Origin of the sequence: Glycomyces xiaoerkulensis (assembly GCF_002798405.1) — a bacterium.
GTDB classification, from domain to species: Bacteria; Actinomycetota; Actinomycetes; order Mycobacteriales; family Micromonosporaceae; genus Glycomyces; species Glycomyces xiaoerkulensis.
In genome coordinates this window covers 297044-313180 of record NZ_PGGV01000029.1, presented here as the reverse complement: position 1 = coordinate 313180, position 16137 = coordinate 297044, and the positions used below count along the sequence as shown (strand labels likewise).

Annotated in this window: 21 protein-coding genes; 11 read left to right on the top strand and 10 right to left on the bottom strand. The window is 70.0% G+C overall.

Annotation, left to right across the window (positions count from 1 at the left end; translation table 11 throughout):
* The first annotated feature begins 96 nt into the window (after positions 1-96).
* The 3 genes from CUT39_RS12075 (at position 97) to CUT39_RS12065 (ending at position 2598) form a co-directional block, all read left to right on the top strand.
* A complete protein-coding gene (locus tag CUT39_RS12075) occupies positions 97-762 on the top strand; it encodes a potassium channel family protein (RefSeq protein WP_100446852.1) in 666 nt (221 codons plus the stop codon).
* A complete protein-coding gene (locus CUT39_RS12070) occupies positions 762-1427 on the top strand; it encodes a potassium channel family protein (protein WP_100446850.1) in 666 nt (221 codons plus the stop codon). Before CUT39_RS12075 ends, CUT39_RS12070 begins: the two co-directional genes overlap by 1 nt.
* Before the next feature lie 94 nt (positions 1428-1521).
* On the top strand, positions 1522-2598 hold the full coding sequence (locus CUT39_RS12065; RefSeq protein WP_100446848.1) for a lytic polysaccharide monooxygenase auxiliary activity family 9 protein: 1077 nt from the start codon (positions 1522-1524) through the stop codon (positions 2596-2598).
* A gap of 16 nt (positions 2599-2614) precedes the next feature.
* Here CUT39_RS12065 and CUT39_RS12060 read toward each other — a convergent pair whose 3' ends face one another.
* From CUT39_RS12060 to dut, 4 genes are read right to left on the bottom strand one after another with little or no spacing between them, the layout of a single operon-like run.
* Positions 2615-3304 (bottom strand): DUF3159 domain-containing protein, encoded by a 690-nt coding sequence (locus tag CUT39_RS12060; RefSeq protein ID WP_157930638.1) that lies wholly within the window; start codon positions 3302-3304, stop codon positions 2615-2617.
* Between the two features lie 11 nt (positions 3305-3315).
* Positions 3316-3702: an OB-fold nucleic acid binding domain-containing protein gene (locus tag CUT39_RS12055; RefSeq protein ID WP_100446844.1), complete on the bottom strand. Its 387-nt coding sequence runs from the start codon at positions 3700-3702 to the stop codon at positions 3316-3318.
* 8 nt (positions 3703-3710) lie between these two features.
* Entirely contained in the window at positions 3711-4457 is a 747-nt protein-coding gene (locus CUT39_RS12050; RefSeq protein WP_100446842.1) for a DUF3710 domain-containing protein, read from the bottom strand.
* Positions 4450-4926, bottom strand: coding sequence for a dUTP diphosphatase (dut, locus tag CUT39_RS12045; RefSeq protein WP_100446840.1), 477 nt, complete (start codon positions 4924-4926; stop codon positions 4450-4452). The genes CUT39_RS12050 and dut overlap by 8 nt, the downstream gene beginning before the upstream one ends.
* 75 nt (positions 4927-5001) lie before the next feature.
* Here dut and CUT39_RS12040 point away from each other — a divergent pair, with 75 nt between their 5' ends.
* Positions 5002-5481 carry a DUF3093 domain-containing protein gene (locus CUT39_RS12040; protein WP_198587076.1) on the top strand — a complete coding sequence of 160 codons (480 nt, stop codon included), beginning with the start codon at positions 5002-5004 and terminating at the stop codon, positions 5479-5481.
* 78 nt (positions 5482-5559) lie between these two features.
* Here CUT39_RS12040 and CUT39_RS12035 read toward each other — a convergent pair whose 3' ends face one another.
* The gene (locus tag CUT39_RS12035) at positions 5560-5856 is read right to left on the bottom strand and encodes a DUF4193 domain-containing protein (RefSeq protein ID WP_100446836.1); all 297 of its coding nucleotides are present in this window, start codon (positions 5854-5856) and stop codon (positions 5560-5562) included.
* Between the two features lie 319 nt (positions 5857-6175).
* On the opposite strand from CUT39_RS12035, the gene CUT39_RS12030 reads away from it, so the two are divergent.
* The 3 genes from CUT39_RS12030 to CUT39_RS12020 all read left to right on the top strand — a co-directional run bounded on the left by CUT39_RS12030 (position 6176) and on the right by CUT39_RS12020 (position 9012).
* Positions 6176-6688: a LytR C-terminal domain-containing protein gene (locus tag CUT39_RS12030; RefSeq protein WP_100446834.1), complete on the top strand. Its 513-nt coding sequence runs from the start codon at positions 6176-6178 to the stop codon at positions 6686-6688.
* 212 nt (positions 6689-6900) lie between these two features.
* Complete coding sequence (locus tag CUT39_RS12025; protein ID WP_100446832.1) at positions 6901-8523, top strand: RNA polymerase sigma factor; 1623 nt, start codon at positions 6901-6903, stop codon at positions 8521-8523.
* A 249-nt stretch (positions 8524-8772) separates the two neighbouring features.
* Positions 8773-9012 carry a DUF7455 domain-containing protein gene (locus CUT39_RS12020; protein WP_100446830.1) on the top strand — a complete coding sequence of 80 codons (240 nt, stop codon included), beginning with the start codon at positions 8773-8775 and terminating at the stop codon, positions 9010-9012.
* Between the two features lie 127 nt (positions 9013-9139).
* Here CUT39_RS12020 and CUT39_RS12015 read toward each other — a convergent pair whose 3' ends face one another.
* Positions 9140-10852: a DEAD/DEAH box helicase gene (locus tag CUT39_RS12015; RefSeq protein WP_100446828.1), complete on the bottom strand. Its 1713-nt coding sequence runs from the start codon at positions 10850-10852 to the stop codon at positions 9140-9142.
* A 64-nt stretch (positions 10853-10916) separates the two neighbouring features.
* Positions 10917-11339: a D-aminoacyl-tRNA deacylase gene (dtd, locus tag CUT39_RS12010; RefSeq protein WP_100447112.1), complete on the bottom strand. Its 423-nt coding sequence runs from the start codon at positions 11337-11339 to the stop codon at positions 10917-10919.
* Between the two features lie 41 nt (positions 11340-11380).
* Here dtd and CUT39_RS12005 point away from each other — a divergent pair, with 41 nt between their 5' ends.
* The 4 genes from CUT39_RS12005 (at position 11381) to CUT39_RS11990 (ending at position 14162) form a co-directional block, all read left to right on the top strand.
* Positions 11381-11707, top strand: a complete 327-nt coding sequence (locus CUT39_RS12005; RefSeq protein WP_157930637.1) for a DUF3099 domain-containing protein — start codon at positions 11381-11383, stop codon at positions 11705-11707.
* A gap of 58 nt (positions 11708-11765) precedes the next feature.
* A complete protein-coding gene (locus tag CUT39_RS12000) occupies positions 11766-12020 on the top strand; it encodes a DUF3039 domain-containing protein (protein ID WP_100446824.1) in 255 nt (84 codons plus the stop codon).
* Between the two features lie 409 nt (positions 12021-12429).
* Entirely contained in the window at positions 12430-13386 is a 957-nt protein-coding gene (locus tag CUT39_RS11995) for a sigma-70 family RNA polymerase sigma factor (protein ID WP_100446822.1), read from the top strand.
* Between the two features lie 89 nt (positions 13387-13475).
* On the top strand, positions 13476-14162 hold the full coding sequence (locus tag CUT39_RS11990; protein WP_100446820.1) for a metal-dependent transcriptional regulator: 687 nt from the start codon (positions 13476-13478) through the stop codon (positions 14160-14162).
* 5 nt (positions 14163-14167) lie between these two features.
* Here the strand turns inward: CUT39_RS11990 and CUT39_RS20325 are convergent, their stop codons facing one another.
* From CUT39_RS20325 to CUT39_RS11975, 3 genes are read right to left on the bottom strand one after another with little or no spacing between them, the layout of a single operon-like run.
* Positions 14168-14803 (bottom strand): hypothetical protein, encoded by a 636-nt coding sequence (locus CUT39_RS20325; protein ID WP_157930636.1) that lies wholly within the window; start codon positions 14801-14803, stop codon positions 14168-14170.
* Positions 14800-15609, bottom strand: a complete 810-nt coding sequence (locus CUT39_RS11980) for a sulfurtransferase (protein ID WP_198587075.1) — start codon at positions 15607-15609, stop codon at positions 14800-14802. Before CUT39_RS11980 ends, CUT39_RS20325 begins: the two co-directional genes overlap by 4 nt.
* Positions 15610-15619: 10 nt before the next feature.
* The gene (locus CUT39_RS11975) at positions 15620-16060 is read right to left on the bottom strand and encodes a deaminase (RefSeq protein WP_198587074.1); all 441 of its coding nucleotides are present in this window, start codon (positions 16058-16060) and stop codon (positions 15620-15622) included.
* Positions 16061-16137 lie beyond the last annotated feature (77 nt).

The window sequence follows — 16137 nt, the reverse complement described above, 5'->3', positions numbered from 1 at the left end:
TGCCGGAGCGCTCTCCAGGAAAGCCGGTAGCGTGACCGTAGCGGTGGGCGGGCGCCGCGGTATGGTCGCTTCGACGTCGGGAAGGGAGTGAGCCGGGTGCACGTGGTGATCATGGGCTGCGGCCGCGTCGGCGCGACGCTGGCGCGCGGCCTGGTGGAACTGGAGCACACGGTCGGGGTGATCGACCAGAACCCCAAGGCCTTCCGCCGGCTCGGCCCGGACTTCGACGAGACCACCGTCAAGGGCATCGGCTTCGACCGCGAGGTGCTGTCCAAGGCCGGCATCCGGCGGGCCGACGCGTTCGTGTCGGTCTCCTCGGGCGACAACTCGAACATCATCGCCGCGCGGGTGGCGCGCGAGCACTACGGGGTCCAGAACGTCATCGCCCGCATCTACGATCCTCAGCGGGCCACCGTCTACGAACGCCTGGGCATCCCTACCGTGGCGACGGTCCGGTGGACCGCCGACCGGCTGCTGCGCCACCTCCTGCCGGAGGAGCAGGCGCCGCTGTGGCGCGACCCGACCGCGACGCTGTCGATGGTCGAGGTCCTGTTCGACGAGGGCTGGGTCGGCATGCCGCTGGGTTCGCTGGAGGCGGCGACCGGCCACCGGGCCGCCTACATCACCAGGTTCGGGCGGGCCTCCCTCCCCACGGATTCGACGGTGCTGCAGGACGGTGACCAGGTGTACATGCTGGTGGCAGACGACGGGGCCGACATGGTCGCCGCGATCGCGGGGCGTCCCCCGCAGGAAGGTGTCTGATGCGCGTGGCGATAGCCGGGGCCGGCAACGTGGGCCGATCGATCGCCTCGGAGCTGGTCGGCAACGGCCACCAAGTGCTCCTGATCGAGCGCGAGCCCGAGGCGATGCGGCCCGAGCGGGTGGAGGAGGCCGAGTGGCTCCTGGCCGACGCCTGCGAGCTGGAGAACCTGCGGCAGGCCCACATGGAGACCTGCGACGTGGCCGTCGCCGCCACCGGGGACGACAAGGTGAACCTGGTGGTGAGCCTGCTGGCGAAGACCGAGTTCGCGGTGCCGAGGGTGGTCGCGCGGGTCAACCGGGCCGAGAACGAGTGGCTGTTCAACGAGGACTGGGGCGTGGACGTCTCGGTGTCCAAGCCCCGGCTGCTGGCCGCGCTGGTGGAGGAGGCCGTGAGCGTCGGCGACCTGGTGCGCTTGATGAGTTTCCGGCAGTCCCAGGCGAACCTGGTCGAGATCACCCTGCCGCAGGACGCCCCGCACGTGGGCGCGATCGTCTCGGAGGTGCCGCTGCCGCACGACGTGGCGCTGGTGGCGATCATCCGGGGTCGGCGGGTAATCGCTCCCAGTGGTGAGGACAGCCTGGAGGCGGGTGACGAGCTCATTTTCGTCTGCAACGAGGATGCCGAGGACGCGACGCGAGCGGTCATCCTCGGGAAATCCCGGTAGAAACCGCTGGTCAACGCGGGTTCTTTGACATAACGGGCATGGGTAGGATAAATTTATGTTTGTCAATGTTTCCATTTTACTTGGGAGCGATACCATGCTCAAATCGAGAAGAGGCCGACTCAGAGGCCTCATCATGGCGGCGGCCGCCGTGGTGATCGCCGGGACGTCCGCGTTCTTCATCACCACGCAGTCGGCGTCGGCTCACGGCACCGCCACCTCGCCGCCCGCCCGCCACTACTCCTGCTGGGACCGGTGGGGCGACGACCACCAGAACCCCGACATGGCGGACGAGGACCCCATGTGCTGGCAGGCCTGGCAGGAGAACCCCAACACCATGTGGAACTGGAACGGCCTCCTGCGCGAAGGCATGCAGGGGCAGCACGAGCAGCGGATCCCCGACGGTCAGCTCTGCTCCGGCGGCAACGCCGAGGGCGGCCGCTACGCCTCGCTCGACGAGCCGGGCCCGTGGCACACCACGCAGGTGAACAACAACTTCACCCTCCACTACGAGGACACCGCCACCCACGGCGGCGACTATTACTGGGTGTACGTCACCCGGCAGGGCTACGACGCCGAGACCCAGCCCCTGGGCTGGGGCGACCTGGAACGGGTCGTGGAGACCGGCGTCTACGAGCCCGGCGAGGCGGTCGACATCCCGGTCAGCGCCCCCGGACGCACCGGCCACCACGTGGTCTACGTGGTCTGGCAGGCCAGCCACATCGACCAGAGCTTCTACTCCTGCTCGGACGTGTGGTTCGGCGACGGCGCACCTCCGGACCCGGAACCGACCGACCCCGAGCCGACCGAGCCGGAACCGACGGACCCCGAGCCGACGGACCCCGAGCCGACCGAGCCGACCGATCCGCCCGCATCGGGCGACTGCGAGGCCGACTACCAGATCGCCAACGACTGGGGCTCGGGCTTCACCGCCAACGTCGAGGTCACCAGCACCGGCGGCTCCGGCACCTGGGAGGTGAGCTGGAACTGGAACGGCGACCAGCAGATCACCAACTCCTGGTCCGGCACGCTCGACCAGTCCGGCTCCTCGGTCACCGCCACCGGCGAGTCCTACAACAGCACCCTCTCCAACGGAGGGTCGACCTCGTTCGGGTTCAACGGCAATTACAGCGGTTCCAACGACGTACCCGAACTGACCTGCAGCATCGGCTGACCGACGACTCAGGTTGTCAGGCGGTCCCGGCCCCAGCGGCCTGGACCGCCTTCATTTTGCGCCTCACCGCCCAAATCGTGAAGGCCGTCAGCGCGATCGTCACCGGCCAGCCCCCGAAGAGGGTCACATAGCCCAGTGCGTGGTCCATGTCGGCGAAGTAGAGCCACAGCCGCCCGGCGTTCTTGACCAGGAACACCGCCCCCCACAGGATGGTGATCTTGCTGAGCACGTCCACCAGCGGCTCGTTGTCGCGCCACTCCTTCTTGCCGCCCTGGGCGACCACGGCGTAGATCCAGCCGATGATGGGGTGCCGGATGAGCGCCGAGCCGATCAGGAGGAACCCGTAGATCCCGCCCTGGATGATCCCGGGCAGATAGAAGTCGCGGGCGTCGTCGCTGCGCCAGGCCAGGAACGCGCCGAGTGCGATGCCGAACAGGCCGTTGAGCGCGTAGCGGATCGGCTCCTTGCGGACCGCGCGCCAGATCGCGATGGCCACCGCGCTGGAGGCCGATATCACGATCGCCCATTGGAGACCGTTGAGCGGCCCGAGGACGCGATCGCCGAGGATCGGGTTCAGGATGACGAACAGCGTGATCGGGACGGCGGCCTCGACCACGCCTCGGACGCCGCCGAGCTGCTGGGAGAGCTGCTCGGTGAAGGGGGGCAGTTGGTCGGGGTCGGTCTGCGGCGGCGTCTCGGTGCTCAAAACGTGGCCTTTCACTGCCCGGAGGGGCGGAGCTCGTAGGTCGGGTTGTAGATGACGAGGCGGCCGTCATCGCCCCGGGCCACCCGGCCCTCGGCGACGAGCCTGGTCCCGGCCTCGAGTCCCACGATACGCCGCCGGCCCATCCAGACCAGGCCCACCTGGCCGGTGCCGTCGAACAGTTCGGCCTCGACCGACGGCGAGCGGCCCTCGGTGCGCAGCACGACCGTGCGCAGGCGGCCGGCCACCGTGGCCCGCTGCCGGGCCCGCAGCTCCTCGACCGGGGTGTAGTCGACCTCGGCCTCCCGCCGGACGTCCTCGGCGAACAGCTCCTGCGAGGGCGCGGCCAGCCGGCGGAGCCGTCGGCCGACGGTCCGTCCGTTCTCCCGGCGCCGTGCCACGGCGCGGCCTATCGTTTGCGCGGACGCGGGGACGGCTTGCGCCGTACGTTCGGCTTCGGGGTGTCGCCGGCCGCGACGATCGCGCGGGAGCCGTCGCCGCCCTCGGCCTTCCGCTGGGCGATGCGCGAGGCGGCCTCCTCGGCCATCTTCGGCGGGAGCTTGAGCGGCAGCGGCTCGCGCGCGGGCATGGCGAGGTTGCCGCGGTCGATGACCACGTTGCGCAGCGCCTCGTCCAGTTCGGGCGCGGCCTCCTCGTCGAGGGCGCGGTCGCCCTGGAAGGTGGCCTGGATGAACCAGCGCGGCCCGTCGATGCCGACGAAGCGCACCGAGTTGGTGCCCTTCTTGGCGGCGACCTTGGCGATGAGTTCGGTGCCCCACCGGCCCTCGACCGGCTCCACCTTGCCGCCCTGGTCGGTGACCTGGCCGGTGAGCTCCTCCTGCATCTCCTCCCAGATGCCCTCGCTGCGGGGCGCGGCGCGCGCCAGCAACTGGAGCGCGGAGGAGCCGGTGGTGAGCACGACCTGGCTGATGTTGCCCTTGGCGTCGGTCTGGGCCTGGAAGCCCACCCCCTTGGGCACCGGCAGCCGGATCGAACCGAGGTCCAGGCGCCGGAGCTCGTCCTCGGGGGCGTCGGCGATGTCAAAGGGGCCCTCGGTGGCCTCCCAGGTGGGCTCCTCGCCGGACTCGGCCAGCGAGTCGAGGACCGCGCCCTCGGCCGGGCGCTGCTTCTTCGACGACCGTCGCCGTCTAAACACGTTCGTTCTCCTCTGCGAGTCGGCGGTGTCCGCCGGTCGATCCGTGGCCGTTCTCGCCCCGCTGGGTGGGGGCCAGGTCGTCGACCTCGGTGAATCGGGCTCGTACTACCGGTTGGACAACCAATTGTGCGATACGGTCCCCGCGCTCGATGACGGCGGTCCGCTCCGGATCGAGATTGATGAGGTTGCACTTGATCTCGCCCCGGTAGCCGGAGTCGATCGTGCCGGGGGCGTTGACGCCGGTGACGCCGAGCCGGTGCGCCAGGCCCGAGCGCGGGGTTATGAACCCGACGTAGCCGTCGGGGATGGCCACCGCGACGCCGGTGGGCACCAGGGTGCGGCGCCCGGGGCCCAGTTCGACGCCCTCGGCGGCGTACAGGTCGGCCCCGGCGTCGCCGGGGTTGGCGTAGGCCGGGATCGGCAGGTCGGGATCGAGCCGCCTGATGGCGACCGGCACATCGGCGTTCACAGTCTCAAACTTCCTCTCGACGGCACTCGCTCGCGGCTCCGAAGGCGCAGCCGTGACTGAGCTATGGTCTCAGACATGGAGAGCGGAGTGCGCTACGCCGAGCGGATGCGAATGCCGTGGGCCGGGTGGATCGGCACCGTCGCGGCCGCGGCCGTGGCCGCGGGGCTGTCGAACTTCGGGGATCTGCGCTGGTGGCGGCTGACGCTCAGCGTCGCCGTCTTCCTCGTGCCGCTGATCGGGGCGTGGTGGCTGGGTCGGCTCCCGGTGCGGGTGGTCGAGCACGGCGAGGGGCGGTGGCTCCACGTCGACGACGCGAGACTGCCGGTCTCGGCGATCGACCGGGTCGAGGTGCTCGAGCCGACGGCCTACTCGGATTCGCTGGGGGTGGCCCTGCATCCGCTCGCGTTCGTGGTGCAGCGGCCGTGGATCCGGCGCGGGATCCGTGTCGTCCTGGACGATCCGGACGATCCGACGCCGTACTGGGTGGTCTCCTCCCGCAACCCCGAGAGGCTGCGGGAGGCGCTTGCGGTCGCTCGGCCCGCCGAGGCGGCGTAGGCCGGGCGCTCCGAGGGGCGTTCCCGGGGGATCTACGGGCAAGTGGTCCCCCTGGTTCCGGGTGCGCTCCTCGCCGGGCTAGACGCAGTCCTTGCAGACCGGCTGCCCGTTCTTCTCCTTGGCGTACTGGCTCCGGTGGTGGACCAGGAAGCAGCTCGAGCAGCGGAACTCGTCGTTCTGCATCGGCAGGACCTTGACCGAGAGCTCCTCGTCGCCGAGATCGGCGCCGGGCAGCTCGAAGTTCTCGGCCACCTCGGCCTCGTCGACGTCCACCGACCCCGACTGATCGCTGCGGCTCTTGGCGAGCGCCTCGATGCTGTCGGCGCCGGGGGCCTCTTCCTTGTCCCGGCGCGGGGCGTCATAGTCGGTTGCCATCGTCTTCCACTCCAATTGATTTCTTCTGGCACAGGCGCGTCGAAGCGGCGCGACTCCGATGGCTGCGGCGGTGCCGCTGGAGGCATTGTCGGTGACGCTCGGTTTCGACTTCGGTTTCCTGGCGGGTTCTGTCCGTCCCTGCAGGCGGGGTACCTTACCGCGTGCAGTCCATTCGTATACATCATGGGACCCACATTTTCATCCCTAATGTGGCGAGAATCACTCGTGTGGCACGTGCAGCGAGTGTAGCGCCTCTGCCCCACGCGGACGCGGAGCGCACGATAGCCTTTGGTCAACTTCGAGACTCGGGGAGGCCTCAGTGCGTATCGCTCGTATTCGCGCTCTGATCGTGTTGTGCGTATTGGCGCTGGTGGCGGGCGTGGTGACCCTGTGGGCGATCCAGAACGACTCGCAGCTCGCCGCCGGCAGCGACTGCGAGCCCGGGGCGGTGGAGATCAAAACCGCTCCCATTCCGGCCCCGGAGGAGATCGAGGTGGTGGTTCTCAACGGCACCGACAACTCCGGGCTGGCCGAGCAGGCCGGCCGGCAGTTGGAGGACCGCGGCTTCAACGTCCTCGAGGTCGACGAGACCGACGAGGAGTACGAGGGCTCGGCGCTCATCAGGTACGGGCCCGACGACTACCCCGCCGGCCTCCACACCCATGCCTACTTCTACCAGGGTCGCGATGAATTCGACCTGGAGTGGGAGGATCCGGTCACGGTGGTCATCGGCGAGGACTTCGTCGAGGTCCGGTCGACCTCCGATGCACGCCTGTCGTTCTCGCTCGGCGGCGGCATCACCGCACCCGAAGGCACCTGCACGGTAGAATAGACCGCCGTCACGCCCCTCGAACCGAAGACATCGCCACCAATAATGCGGAAACACAGCTCGAAACGGCTACACGGACGGGCCGATCGCGCATTTCAGCGCTACAATTCACGCCTGCCCGGTCGTGTTCCGGCCGTGGCTGCCGACCCAATATTCAGCTCACCCGCCATGGAGCCCGGCTTCGCCGTGCCCGCCATTGCCTCGGAAGGTTGCTCGTGACTGACGCACGTCCCAACGGCACTGACGTCAACTCCCTGACCGACTCATTGCTCGAACTGGCCCGTGAGAGCGACGGACAGCTGACGTCCGCGAAGGTCGCCCAGGTCTTGGAGACGGCTCAGGCCTCCCCCGCCGACGGCAAACTGGTGCTCAAGGCGCTCGCCGAGGCCGAGGTCACCGTTGTGGTCGACGGCTCGAGCGCCGGCAGGAAGCGCGTCCCCGCCGCCCGCACCGCCACATCTTCGCGCACCGCCGCCACCGCCAAGGCCGCCAAGAAGGCGACCAAGAAGACCGCGGCCAAGAAGACCGCAGCGAAGAAGCCCGACGCCGCCGAGGGCGCCGAGGAGGAGTCCGAAGAGGCCCCGGCGCCGAAGAAGGCGAAGAAGGCCGCGGCCAAGAAGACCGCCAAGAAGGCCGCCCGCAAGAGCACCAAGAAGGCCGCCGCCAAGAAGAAGCCGGTCGAGGACCTCGACGACGAGGCGCTCGCGGCCCTGGCCGCCGAGGAGGCCGCCGCGGCCGACGAGGAGAAGGCCCCCAAGCCCGCCAAGAAGACCACCCGCAAGAAGGCCGCCAAGAAGGCCGCGAAGAAGTCCAAACAGGACCCGCTCGACCCCGACGAGCCCGTCGAGAACGACTTCGAGTGGGACGAAGAGGACTCCGAGGCCCTCAAGCAGGCCCGCAAGGACGCCGAGATGACCGCCTCGGCCGACTCGGTCCGCGCCTACCTCAAGCAGATCGGCAAGGTGCCGCTGCTGAACGCGGCCCAGGAGGTCGAGCTCGCCAAGCGCATAGAGGCCGGCCTGTACGCCGTGGAGCGGCTCAAGCAGCTCCGGGCCTCCGGCGAGGAGATCCCCACCCAGCTCCGGCGCGACCTGGAGTGGATCATCCGCGACGGCGACCGCGCCAAGGACCACCTCCTGGAGGCGAACCTGCGGCTGGTGGTCAGCCTCGCCAAGCGCTACACCGGCCGCGGCATGGCCTTCCTCGACCTGATCCAGGAGGGCAACCTCGGCCTCATCCGCGCGGTCGAGAAGTTCGACTACACCAAGGGCTACAAGTTCTCCACCTACGCCACCTGGTGGATCCGGCAGGCCATCACCCGCGCCATGGCCGACCAGGCCCGGACCATCCGTATACCGGTCCACATGGTCGAGGTCATCAACAAGCTCGGCCGCATACAGCGTGAGCTGCTGCAGGATCTGGGCCGCGAGCCCACGCCCGAGGAGCTGGCCAAGGAGATGGACATCTCCCCGGAGAAGGTCCTGGAGATACAGCAGTACGCGCGCGAGCCGATCAGCCTCGACCAGACGATCGGCGACGAGGGCGACAGCCAGCTCGGCGACTTCATCGAGGACTCCGAGGCGATCGTCGCCGTCGACGCGGTCTCGTTCTCGCTCCTGCAGGGGCAGCTCCAGCAGGTGCTCCAGACCCTCTCCGAGCGCGAGGCCGGCGTGGTGCGGCTGCGGTTCGGCCTCACCGACGGCCAGCCTCGCACGCTCGACGAGATCGGCCAGGTCTACGGCGTCACCCGCGAGCGGATCCGCCAGATCGAGTCCAAGACGATGTCGAAACTGCGCCACCCGTCGCGCTCGCAGGTGCTGCGGGACTATCTGGACTGAGCCGCCGGAGACCGCGCCTCGGCCGATCCCGTATCACCCGAACGGGCGAGAGATCGCACCAGGCGCCAGGTTGCCGATCGGCCGGTTCGTCGGCTACGGTGTGGAACAACTATCGCGTCCCCAGGGGGTCAGTGAGCCCGGTCTCACCAAGCCCGACTAGGGAAGAGGTAGTACAGTGCAGGCGTTGAACGGGATGAGCCGGTCAACGGCGAAAGACAACCACCGACCGAACGCAGCGGAGGACCTGGTATGACATCCACCCTGACGCCCCCGCCCCAGACGGAGGAACGTCCGATCTCGGGCGAGCGCTGCGATCGGTGTAGCGCCGCGGCCAAGCTGCGCGTGACGCTCGCGGAAGGCAGCGATCTCGTCTTCTGCGGACACCACGCGAACCAGTACGCCGAGAAGCTCGTACCGATCGCCATCGATTTCAATGTCGCCCCCGAGTTCGAGTGGCGCGGCATGGACCTTATGGCATCGGAGAACTGACGAGCACGACCGAGACAGCTTGAGAGCGAGCCCGGACGGGGAACCGTCCGGGCTCGACTCGTCTCGGGCGAGCGCTGTTCGCTCCCGGCGAACGCCGCCGGTGCCCGTGTGTTCGGGTCCGGCTCCGCTACCACGACCGGATGGTCGCGATCCGCTCCTCCAACTGCTCGATCGTCGCCTGAGCGCTCGGCGGCCCGCCGCAGCTCGAGCGGAGCCTGGCGTGGATCTTCCCGTGGGGCTCGCCGGTGGCGAACGCCTGGGCGCCGACGAGCTGGTTCAACTGCTTGCGCAGTTTCAACCGCCGCTGCGCGTTCGTCATCGGCGGCTCGGCCCGCGGTCGCTCGGCGCCCTCGCCGGCGGATTTCCCGCGCTGCTTGGCCAACTGCTCCCGCTGCCGCTTCTGCAGCAGCAGGTGGACCTGCTCGGAGGTCAGCAGCCCCGGCAGGCCCAGGTACTCCTGCTCCTCGGCGCTGCCGGCCTGCACCGGCATGCCGAACGAGCCGCCCTCGAAGATCACCTGATCGAGCTCGGCGCTGCTCTCGAGCGTCTCGCGCGCACCGTCGAGCTCGGTGCCCTCGTTCAGTTGCCGCTGCGCCCGCTCCAGGAGCGCCTCGGGATCGGCGTCCTCGCTCCGCGCCTTGATCACGTGGTCGCGGTCGGCCTCGAGGCCCTCGGCGAGCTCCAGGAGCGGCACCACGCTCGGCAGGAACACCGAGGCGGTCTCGCCCTGGCGGCGCGAGCGCACGAACCGCCCGATGACCTGGGCGAAGTACAGCGGGGTGTGCGCGTTGGTGGCGTACACCCCGACGGCCAGGCGCGGGATGTCGACGCCCTCGGAGACCATGCGGACGGCGACGAGCCACTCGTCGTCGGACTCGGCGAACTTGGCGATCCGATCCGAGGAGCCGGCGTCGTCCGAGAGGACCACCGTGGCGGTCTTCCCGGTGACGCGCTTGAGGATGCCGGCGTAGGCGCGGGCGCTGTTCTGGTCGGAGGCGATGACGAGCCCGGCGGCGTCGGGCATCCCGGCCGCCCGCAGCGACTCCAGCCGCCGGTCGGCCCCGGCGATGACCTGCCTGATCCACTCCCCCGCCGGGTCCAGCGCGGTGCGCCAGGCCTGGCTGGTGAGGTCCTTGGTCAGCGGCTGGCCCAGCCGCACCGCCAGTTCGTCGCCGGCGCTGGAGCGCCACTTGGCCTCGCCGGAGTAGGCCATGAAGATGACCGGCCGGACCACGCCGTCGGCCAGCGCGTCCCGGTAGCCGTAGAGCGCCTCGGACTTCGAGCGTTTGGAGCCGTCGGGATACTCCTCGTACTCCACGAACGGGATCGGGTTGTCGTCGCTGCGGAAGGGCGTGCCGGTCAGCGCCAGCCGGCGCTCGGCCTCTTCGAAGGCGGTCTGGACGCCCTCGCCCCAGGAGCGCGAGTCGCCGGCGTGGTGGATCTCGTCGAGGATCACCAGGGTGCGCCGGGCCAGGGTCCGGCGGCGGTGGACCGCCGGGTCGGCCCCGACCTGCGCATAGGTGAGGGCCACGCCGTGGTAGTCGGCGGCGCTGTGGACGTCGCTGTTGCGGAAGGCCGGGTCGAGTTGGATGCCGAAGCCGGCCGCGGCGATCGACCACTGGGTCTTGAGGTGCTCGGTGGGGCAGACGACGGTGACGGTGTCGACCGTGCCGTCGGCCAGCAGGTCGTAGGCGATGCGCAGGGCGAAGGTGGTCTTGCCCGCGCCCGGCGTCGCCACCGCCAGGAAGTCCCGGCTCTGCCCCCGGTGGTAGTCGACCATCGCCTTGCGCTGCCAGACCCGAAGCGACGGAAGCGACTCGGGCGGGGCGGCCGGGATCATCGGGACTCCTCACTGTCTCGAGACGGACGGACCGCTCGATTCTAGGGTGCCGATCCGCCCGAGTTCAGCGCTCCAGGAGGATGGTGTTGGGGCCGACGTTGGTGCTGCGGACGTCCATCATGGCGCCGAACTTGCCGGTCTCGACGTGGGCGCCGAGGTCGCGCAGGGCCTGGGCGACGGCGTCGACCAGCGGCTCGGCCACCGGCCCCGGAGCGGCGTCCTTCCAGGACGGGCGGCGGCCCTTGCGGGTGTCGGCGTAGAGGGTGAACTGGCTGACCAGGAGGATCGGGGCGTCCAGATCGGATGCCGACTGCTCCTCGCCGATGATCCTGAGTCTCCAGATCTTGTCGGCGATCCAGCGCGCCTGTTCAGGACCGTCCGAATGGGTGACGCCGAGCAGCACCAGCAAGCCGTCGCGGACGGCGCCCACGGCGGTCCCCTCGACGGTGACTTCGGCTTCGCTCACGGTCTGCACAACTGCCTTCATGTGCTCGATCATGCCGCAGCCGACCGGAGTAGGCTCGAAGGGTGGGACGTCGAGAGCAGACGCAGCTCATCACCGATGCCGGCATGTCCCCCGCCGAGGAGCGGCGCATCCGGACCGTCAGGTATGTCTGGATGATGTCTATCCGCGCCTTCCTGGTGGTTCTGTGCGGTGTCCTGCTCATGGTCCGGGCCCCTCTGCTGTGGCTGTGGCTGCCGGCGACGCTGGTCGGCATGGTGGCGCTGCCCTGGCTGGCGGTGCTGCTGGCCAACGATCGCCTGCCCAAGCGGGGCCGCAGCCTGTTCCGACCCCATCGGCGGCGTGCCCGGACGCTATCGGCCCCTGAACACCGCATGATCGAATCCGACTAAAGCGCGCCGGACGTGGCAGACTTGACGGGTCTTTAGCGTGAACGAGGAGTGAGTTGACGTGAGCGAGCTTCCTACCACTGGTGGTTCCACAGCGCTCGAAGAGCAGACCGAGATCCAGCCGGATTACACCTACGAGGACGGCGATGAGGAGCGCTTCTCGCACTACGTGCCGAAGGACAAGCTCATGGCCGCCATGGTCGACGGCGTTCCGGTCAAGGCCCTCTGCGGAAAGATGTGGGTGCCCTCGCGCGACCCCGACCGCTTCCCGATCTGCCCGAGCTGCAAAGAGATCTTCAAGCACATGAAGAAGTAGGCCGCCTCGCCCCTCCCGGCCGAGGGGCGAGCCGACCCGGCTCCGCCCGCCGCACCCCCTGGGGCGGAGCTCTTCGTTCTCACTCCGGTGGCCGAACCGGCCGTCGCCGCGGTGCCGCGCGGCCTCGGCCGCTTGCACCGCCGGAGTACGCTCCGGTGCGGGCGGTGGCTTCCGGCCGGGCGCCCGCGCCCCGCCGTGGTGTGCTTCGCCGTACGGCCGGTGGCCTTCGGGTGTCGCCGGCATGACCGCGATCGGAACCTCCGAGGCTGTATCCCGGGTTCGTGCCACCCTTCCGGCTGAGGGATCTCATCAGCCGATTTCCGCTGCAAGCTGGTATCCCACCCCACCGGCGATCGCCGGACAGGGAGGAACACCCACCAGTGTCCGACTGCAGCGAAAGGCGACAACGATGGCACCCGTCGACAGCATCCGTCAGCGGCCGGCCCAGCCCGCGGCCGAATACTCCGGGGACCCGGTCCGCGCCTACCTCAACGGCATCGGCAAGCACCGCCTCCTCACCGCCTCCGAAGAGGTCGACTGCGCCAAAGCGATCGAGGCGGGCCTGATGGCCGGCCGGCGCATCAGCGAAACCACCGATCCGGACCTGCGCGGCGAACTGGCCAAGATCGCCGCCGAGGGCCGGGCCGCCAAGCAGCGGATGCTGGAGTCGAACCTGCGCCTGGTCGTCAGCGTCGCCAAGCGCTACACCGGGCACGGGATGGGCCTGCTCGACCTGATCCAGGAGGGCAACCTGGGGCTGATCCGGGCGGTGGAGAAGTTCGACTACCAGAAGGGCTACAAGTTCTCCACCTACGCGACCTGGTGGATCCGGCAGGCCATCAACCGGGCCGTGACCGACCAGTCCCGCACCATCCGGGTCCCGGCCCACACCGTCGACCAGATCAAGCGCATGAACCGCGTGCGGCAGGAGCTGCTGGCCGAGCTGGGCCGCGAGCCGCGGTACGAGGAGGTCGCCGAGTCGATGGAGACGACCCCGGGCAAGGTCCTCGAGCTGATGAGCTACGACCGCGAACCGGTGAGCCTCGACCAGACCGTCGGCGAGGACGACTCGACCGCCCTGGGCGACCTGATCGCGCACATGCCCCGCGCGGCCGCCACCGAGGAGTCGGTCACCTACGCACTGCTGCGGCGCCACATCGCGTCGGTGCTGGCGAGCCTGCCCGAGCGCGAGCAGAAGGTCCTGCGGCTGCGGTTCGGCATCGACGACGGCCGCCAGCGCACCCTCGAGGAGGTCTCGGCCGACTTCGGGCTCTCCCGGGAGCGGGTCCGCCAGATCGAGAAGAACGCCCTCCACCGCCTGCGCCAACCCGACTATGCGGGGCGGCTCGCTGACTATGTGGCCTGACCGGCGTATATCATTGGGGTTGACAGGGGGTCTGGCGGCTACCTGACCCACCCCCGCCCCGCGGGCGGACCTAAAGAAGGAACGAAGCTGTGACCACAGACCTCGTCGACACCACCGAGATGTACCTGCGCACCATCCTCGAGCTGGAGGAGGAGGGCGTCCCGGCACTCAGGGCCCGGATCGCCGAACGCCTCGAGCAGAGCGGCCCGACGGTCTCCCAGACGGTCGGGCGCATGCAGCGCCACGGGCTGCTGAACGTCAAGAGCGACCGACATCTCGAGTTGACCGAGGAGGGCCGGAAGCAGGCGGTGGCCGTCATGCGCAAGCACCGCCTGGCCGAGCGGCTCCTGGTCGACGTGATCGGCATGTCCTACGTCGAGGCCCACGAGGAGGCGTGCAAGTGGGAGCACGTCATGAGCGACTCGGTCGAGAAGCGCGTCTACGAGCTGCTCCAGCACCCCACGCATTCGCCTTACGGCAACACCATCCCCGGGCTCACCGAGCTCGACGCCAAAGCGCTGGTCGCCGGCTCGGAGGCCGACGAGCGGCCGCTGAGCGTGGTCTCGCCGGGCGCGAAGGTCCGCGTGACGCGCCTGTGCGAGTCGGTGCAGACCCACCCGGACCTGCTGTCGGACCTGCACGGGGCCGGGGTCGACCCCGGCGCCGAGGTCATGGTCGACCGCTCCGACGGCGAGATCGTGCTCACGACCGGCGGCGACACGCTGCGGCTGGTCGTCGACGACGCCGCGAGGGTCTTCGCCACCCCGATGCAGTAGAGCGCTCAGTCCTCCGACTCCCGGTCGTGCGCGTCGTTGATGCTCGCGGCCAGATCGGCGAAACCGCCGACCAGGTCCCCGACCGCGTCGCTCTCGGTGCCCTCGGGGGTCGTGTAGCGCAGCTCGAAGATGTCGCCGCCGTCGTACCAGCCCATCTCCAGGGCCGGGCCCGCCCCGGTGTCCTCGGAGTGCACGATCCAGTAGGCGGCCTCGCCCAGGTCGTCGAGGGTCTCGGCGTCCTCGGGCAGCTCTTCCTCGTAGACCTCGGCGGAGGCGTCGGTGCCGATGACGAACAGGGTCAGGTCGGGGTAGGCGGCCTCGGCGGTCTGGACCGCGCACGTGGACTGGTCGGGAGCGTCCTCCGCTTCCTCGCCGTCTTCGCCGTTCTGGTTCGGCCCGCCCGAGGCGAAACTGAAGTCGTACCCGGTCAGCTCGTTGAGCCGCGGGCCGTCGATCAGCGTGCAGGCCCCGCCTGCCTCGGTCAGGTCAAGTTCGACCGGCTCGCTCGCCGGTTCGGTGGGCGATTCGTCGTTGACGGCGGTGTCGACCGGGTCCTCGGGCTCGGGCTCGCCGTTCTCGTCGTCGCCGCCGCACCCGGCCAGCGCCAGCAGCGCCGCCGAGGCGATCACGAGTCTTCTCAATGTTCCTCCCCAGTGGCGATCGCGCGGTCCCGTGAGATCCAGTCGCTCCACGACCCGACGTAGACCGGCGGCGTCGGCAGGCCGGCGGCCGTGGCCGCCAGCGCCGCGCGCGCCGCGCCGACCCCCGAACCGCAGTAGAAGGCCGCCTCGCGGTGCGGCTCGTATCGTGCCCGGAGCGAGTCGGCGTCGGCGAAGCCGCCCTCGGGGGCGCCGTCGCCGCTGATCGGCAGGTTCACCGCTCCGGGGATGTGTCCGGCGACGGGGTCCACCGGTTCATTCTCACCCCGGTATCGCTCGGGCGCTCGCACATCGACCAGTTCGCGCTCGGCGGCCCAGCGGGCGGCCGATTCGGCGTCGAGGACCTCCAGCCGCCCGGGACGGACGGTGAAGTCGCCGCGTTCGGGCGCGGGCTCGGTGCGGTCCAGGGGGTGGCCGGCCTCGGTCCAGGCGCGCAGGCCGCCGTCGAGGACGCGGACGTCGTCGTGGCCGGCCCAGCGGAGGGTCCACCAGGTGCGGGCGGCGGCCATGCCGTCGCCGTCGTCGTAGACGACCACGCTCGAGTCCTGGTCGACGCCCGCCTCGCGCATGGCTTCCTGGAACGCGGCGGGGTCCGGCAGCGGGTGCCGGCCGCCGGTCTCGCCGACCGGCCCGCACACCTGGTGCTCGAAGTCGATCCAGACCGCGTCCGGCAGGTGGCCCCGGCGGTAGTCGGCCTCCCGGGAGGGGCCGCCGAGCGTCCAGCGGACGTCCAGCAGGACCGGCCGGGCGAGTCCGGCGACCTGTCCGGCACCGATTAGTGGCCTCATGGGCAACAGACTATCGGAGGTGCACATTGGGCCGTTCGGCCGCTGCTGCGAACTCCGTCATGGCCTCGACCTCGATCCCCGCTTCGCGGAGCATGCGGGCGCCGCCGGGGTCGCCGACGAAGCGGTCCGGTTCGGCCAGGGCGTAGACGACGCGGGCGACCCGCGCCTCGATCAGCAGCCGGGCGCAAGGCTCGGGGCGGGAGGCGCGACGGCCGCACGGCTCCATCGTCGAGTAGACGGTGGCGCCCGCGACCGGGGCGGCGGCGCGCCGCAGCGCGACCTCCTCGGCGTGGTCGGCCGGCTGTTCGGCGCGCGAGCGGCCCTCGGCGACCGCCCGGCCCCCGACCACGATCACCGCCCCCACGCTGAACGCGGTCGCGGAGGGCGGGCACCGTTCGGCCTGCTCGAGGGCCCGCTCCATCCAGCGCGCGTCTTCTTCGGAGATCAGCACCGCCTCAACCTACATCGGGTCCGGCCCGATGACGTCCGCCACCGCGCGTGGTGCGGTGTCGATACCATGATGCAGGC

Coding starts and splice junctions, on each gene's coding strand:
- CUT39_RS11980 (WP_198587075.1), bottom strand. CDS start 15,609: ATGAGGCCACTAATCGGTGCCGGACAGGTCGCCGGACTCGCCCGGCCG.
- dtd (WP_100447112.1), bottom strand. CDS start 11,339: ATGAAGGCAGTTGTGCAGACCGTGAGCGAAGCCGAAGTCACCGTCGAG.
- CUT39_RS12065 (WP_100446848.1), top strand. CDS start 1,522: ATGCTCAAATCGAGAAGAGGCCGACTCAGAGGCCTCATCATGGCGGCG.
- CUT39_RS12020 (WP_100446830.1), top strand. CDS start 8,773: ATGACATCCACCCTGACGCCCCCGCCCCAGACGGAGGAACGTCCGATC.
- CUT39_RS12070 (WP_100446850.1), top strand. CDS start 762: ATGCGCGTGGCGATAGCCGGGGCCGGCAACGTGGGCCGATCGATCGCC.
- CUT39_RS12015 (WP_100446828.1), bottom strand. CDS start 10,852: ATGATCCCGGCCGCCCCGCCCGAGTCGCTTCCGTCGCTTCGGGTCTGG.
- CUT39_RS12035 (WP_100446836.1), bottom strand. CDS start 5,856: ATGGCAACCGACTATGACGCCCCGCGCCGGGACAAGGAAGAGGCCCCC.
- CUT39_RS11995 (WP_100446822.1), top strand. CDS start 12,430: ATGGCACCCGTCGACAGCATCCGTCAGCGGCCGGCCCAGCCCGCGGCC.
- CUT39_RS12040 (WP_198587076.1), top strand. CDS start 5,002: ATGGAGAGCGGAGTGCGCTACGCCGAGCGGATGCGAATGCCGTGGGCC.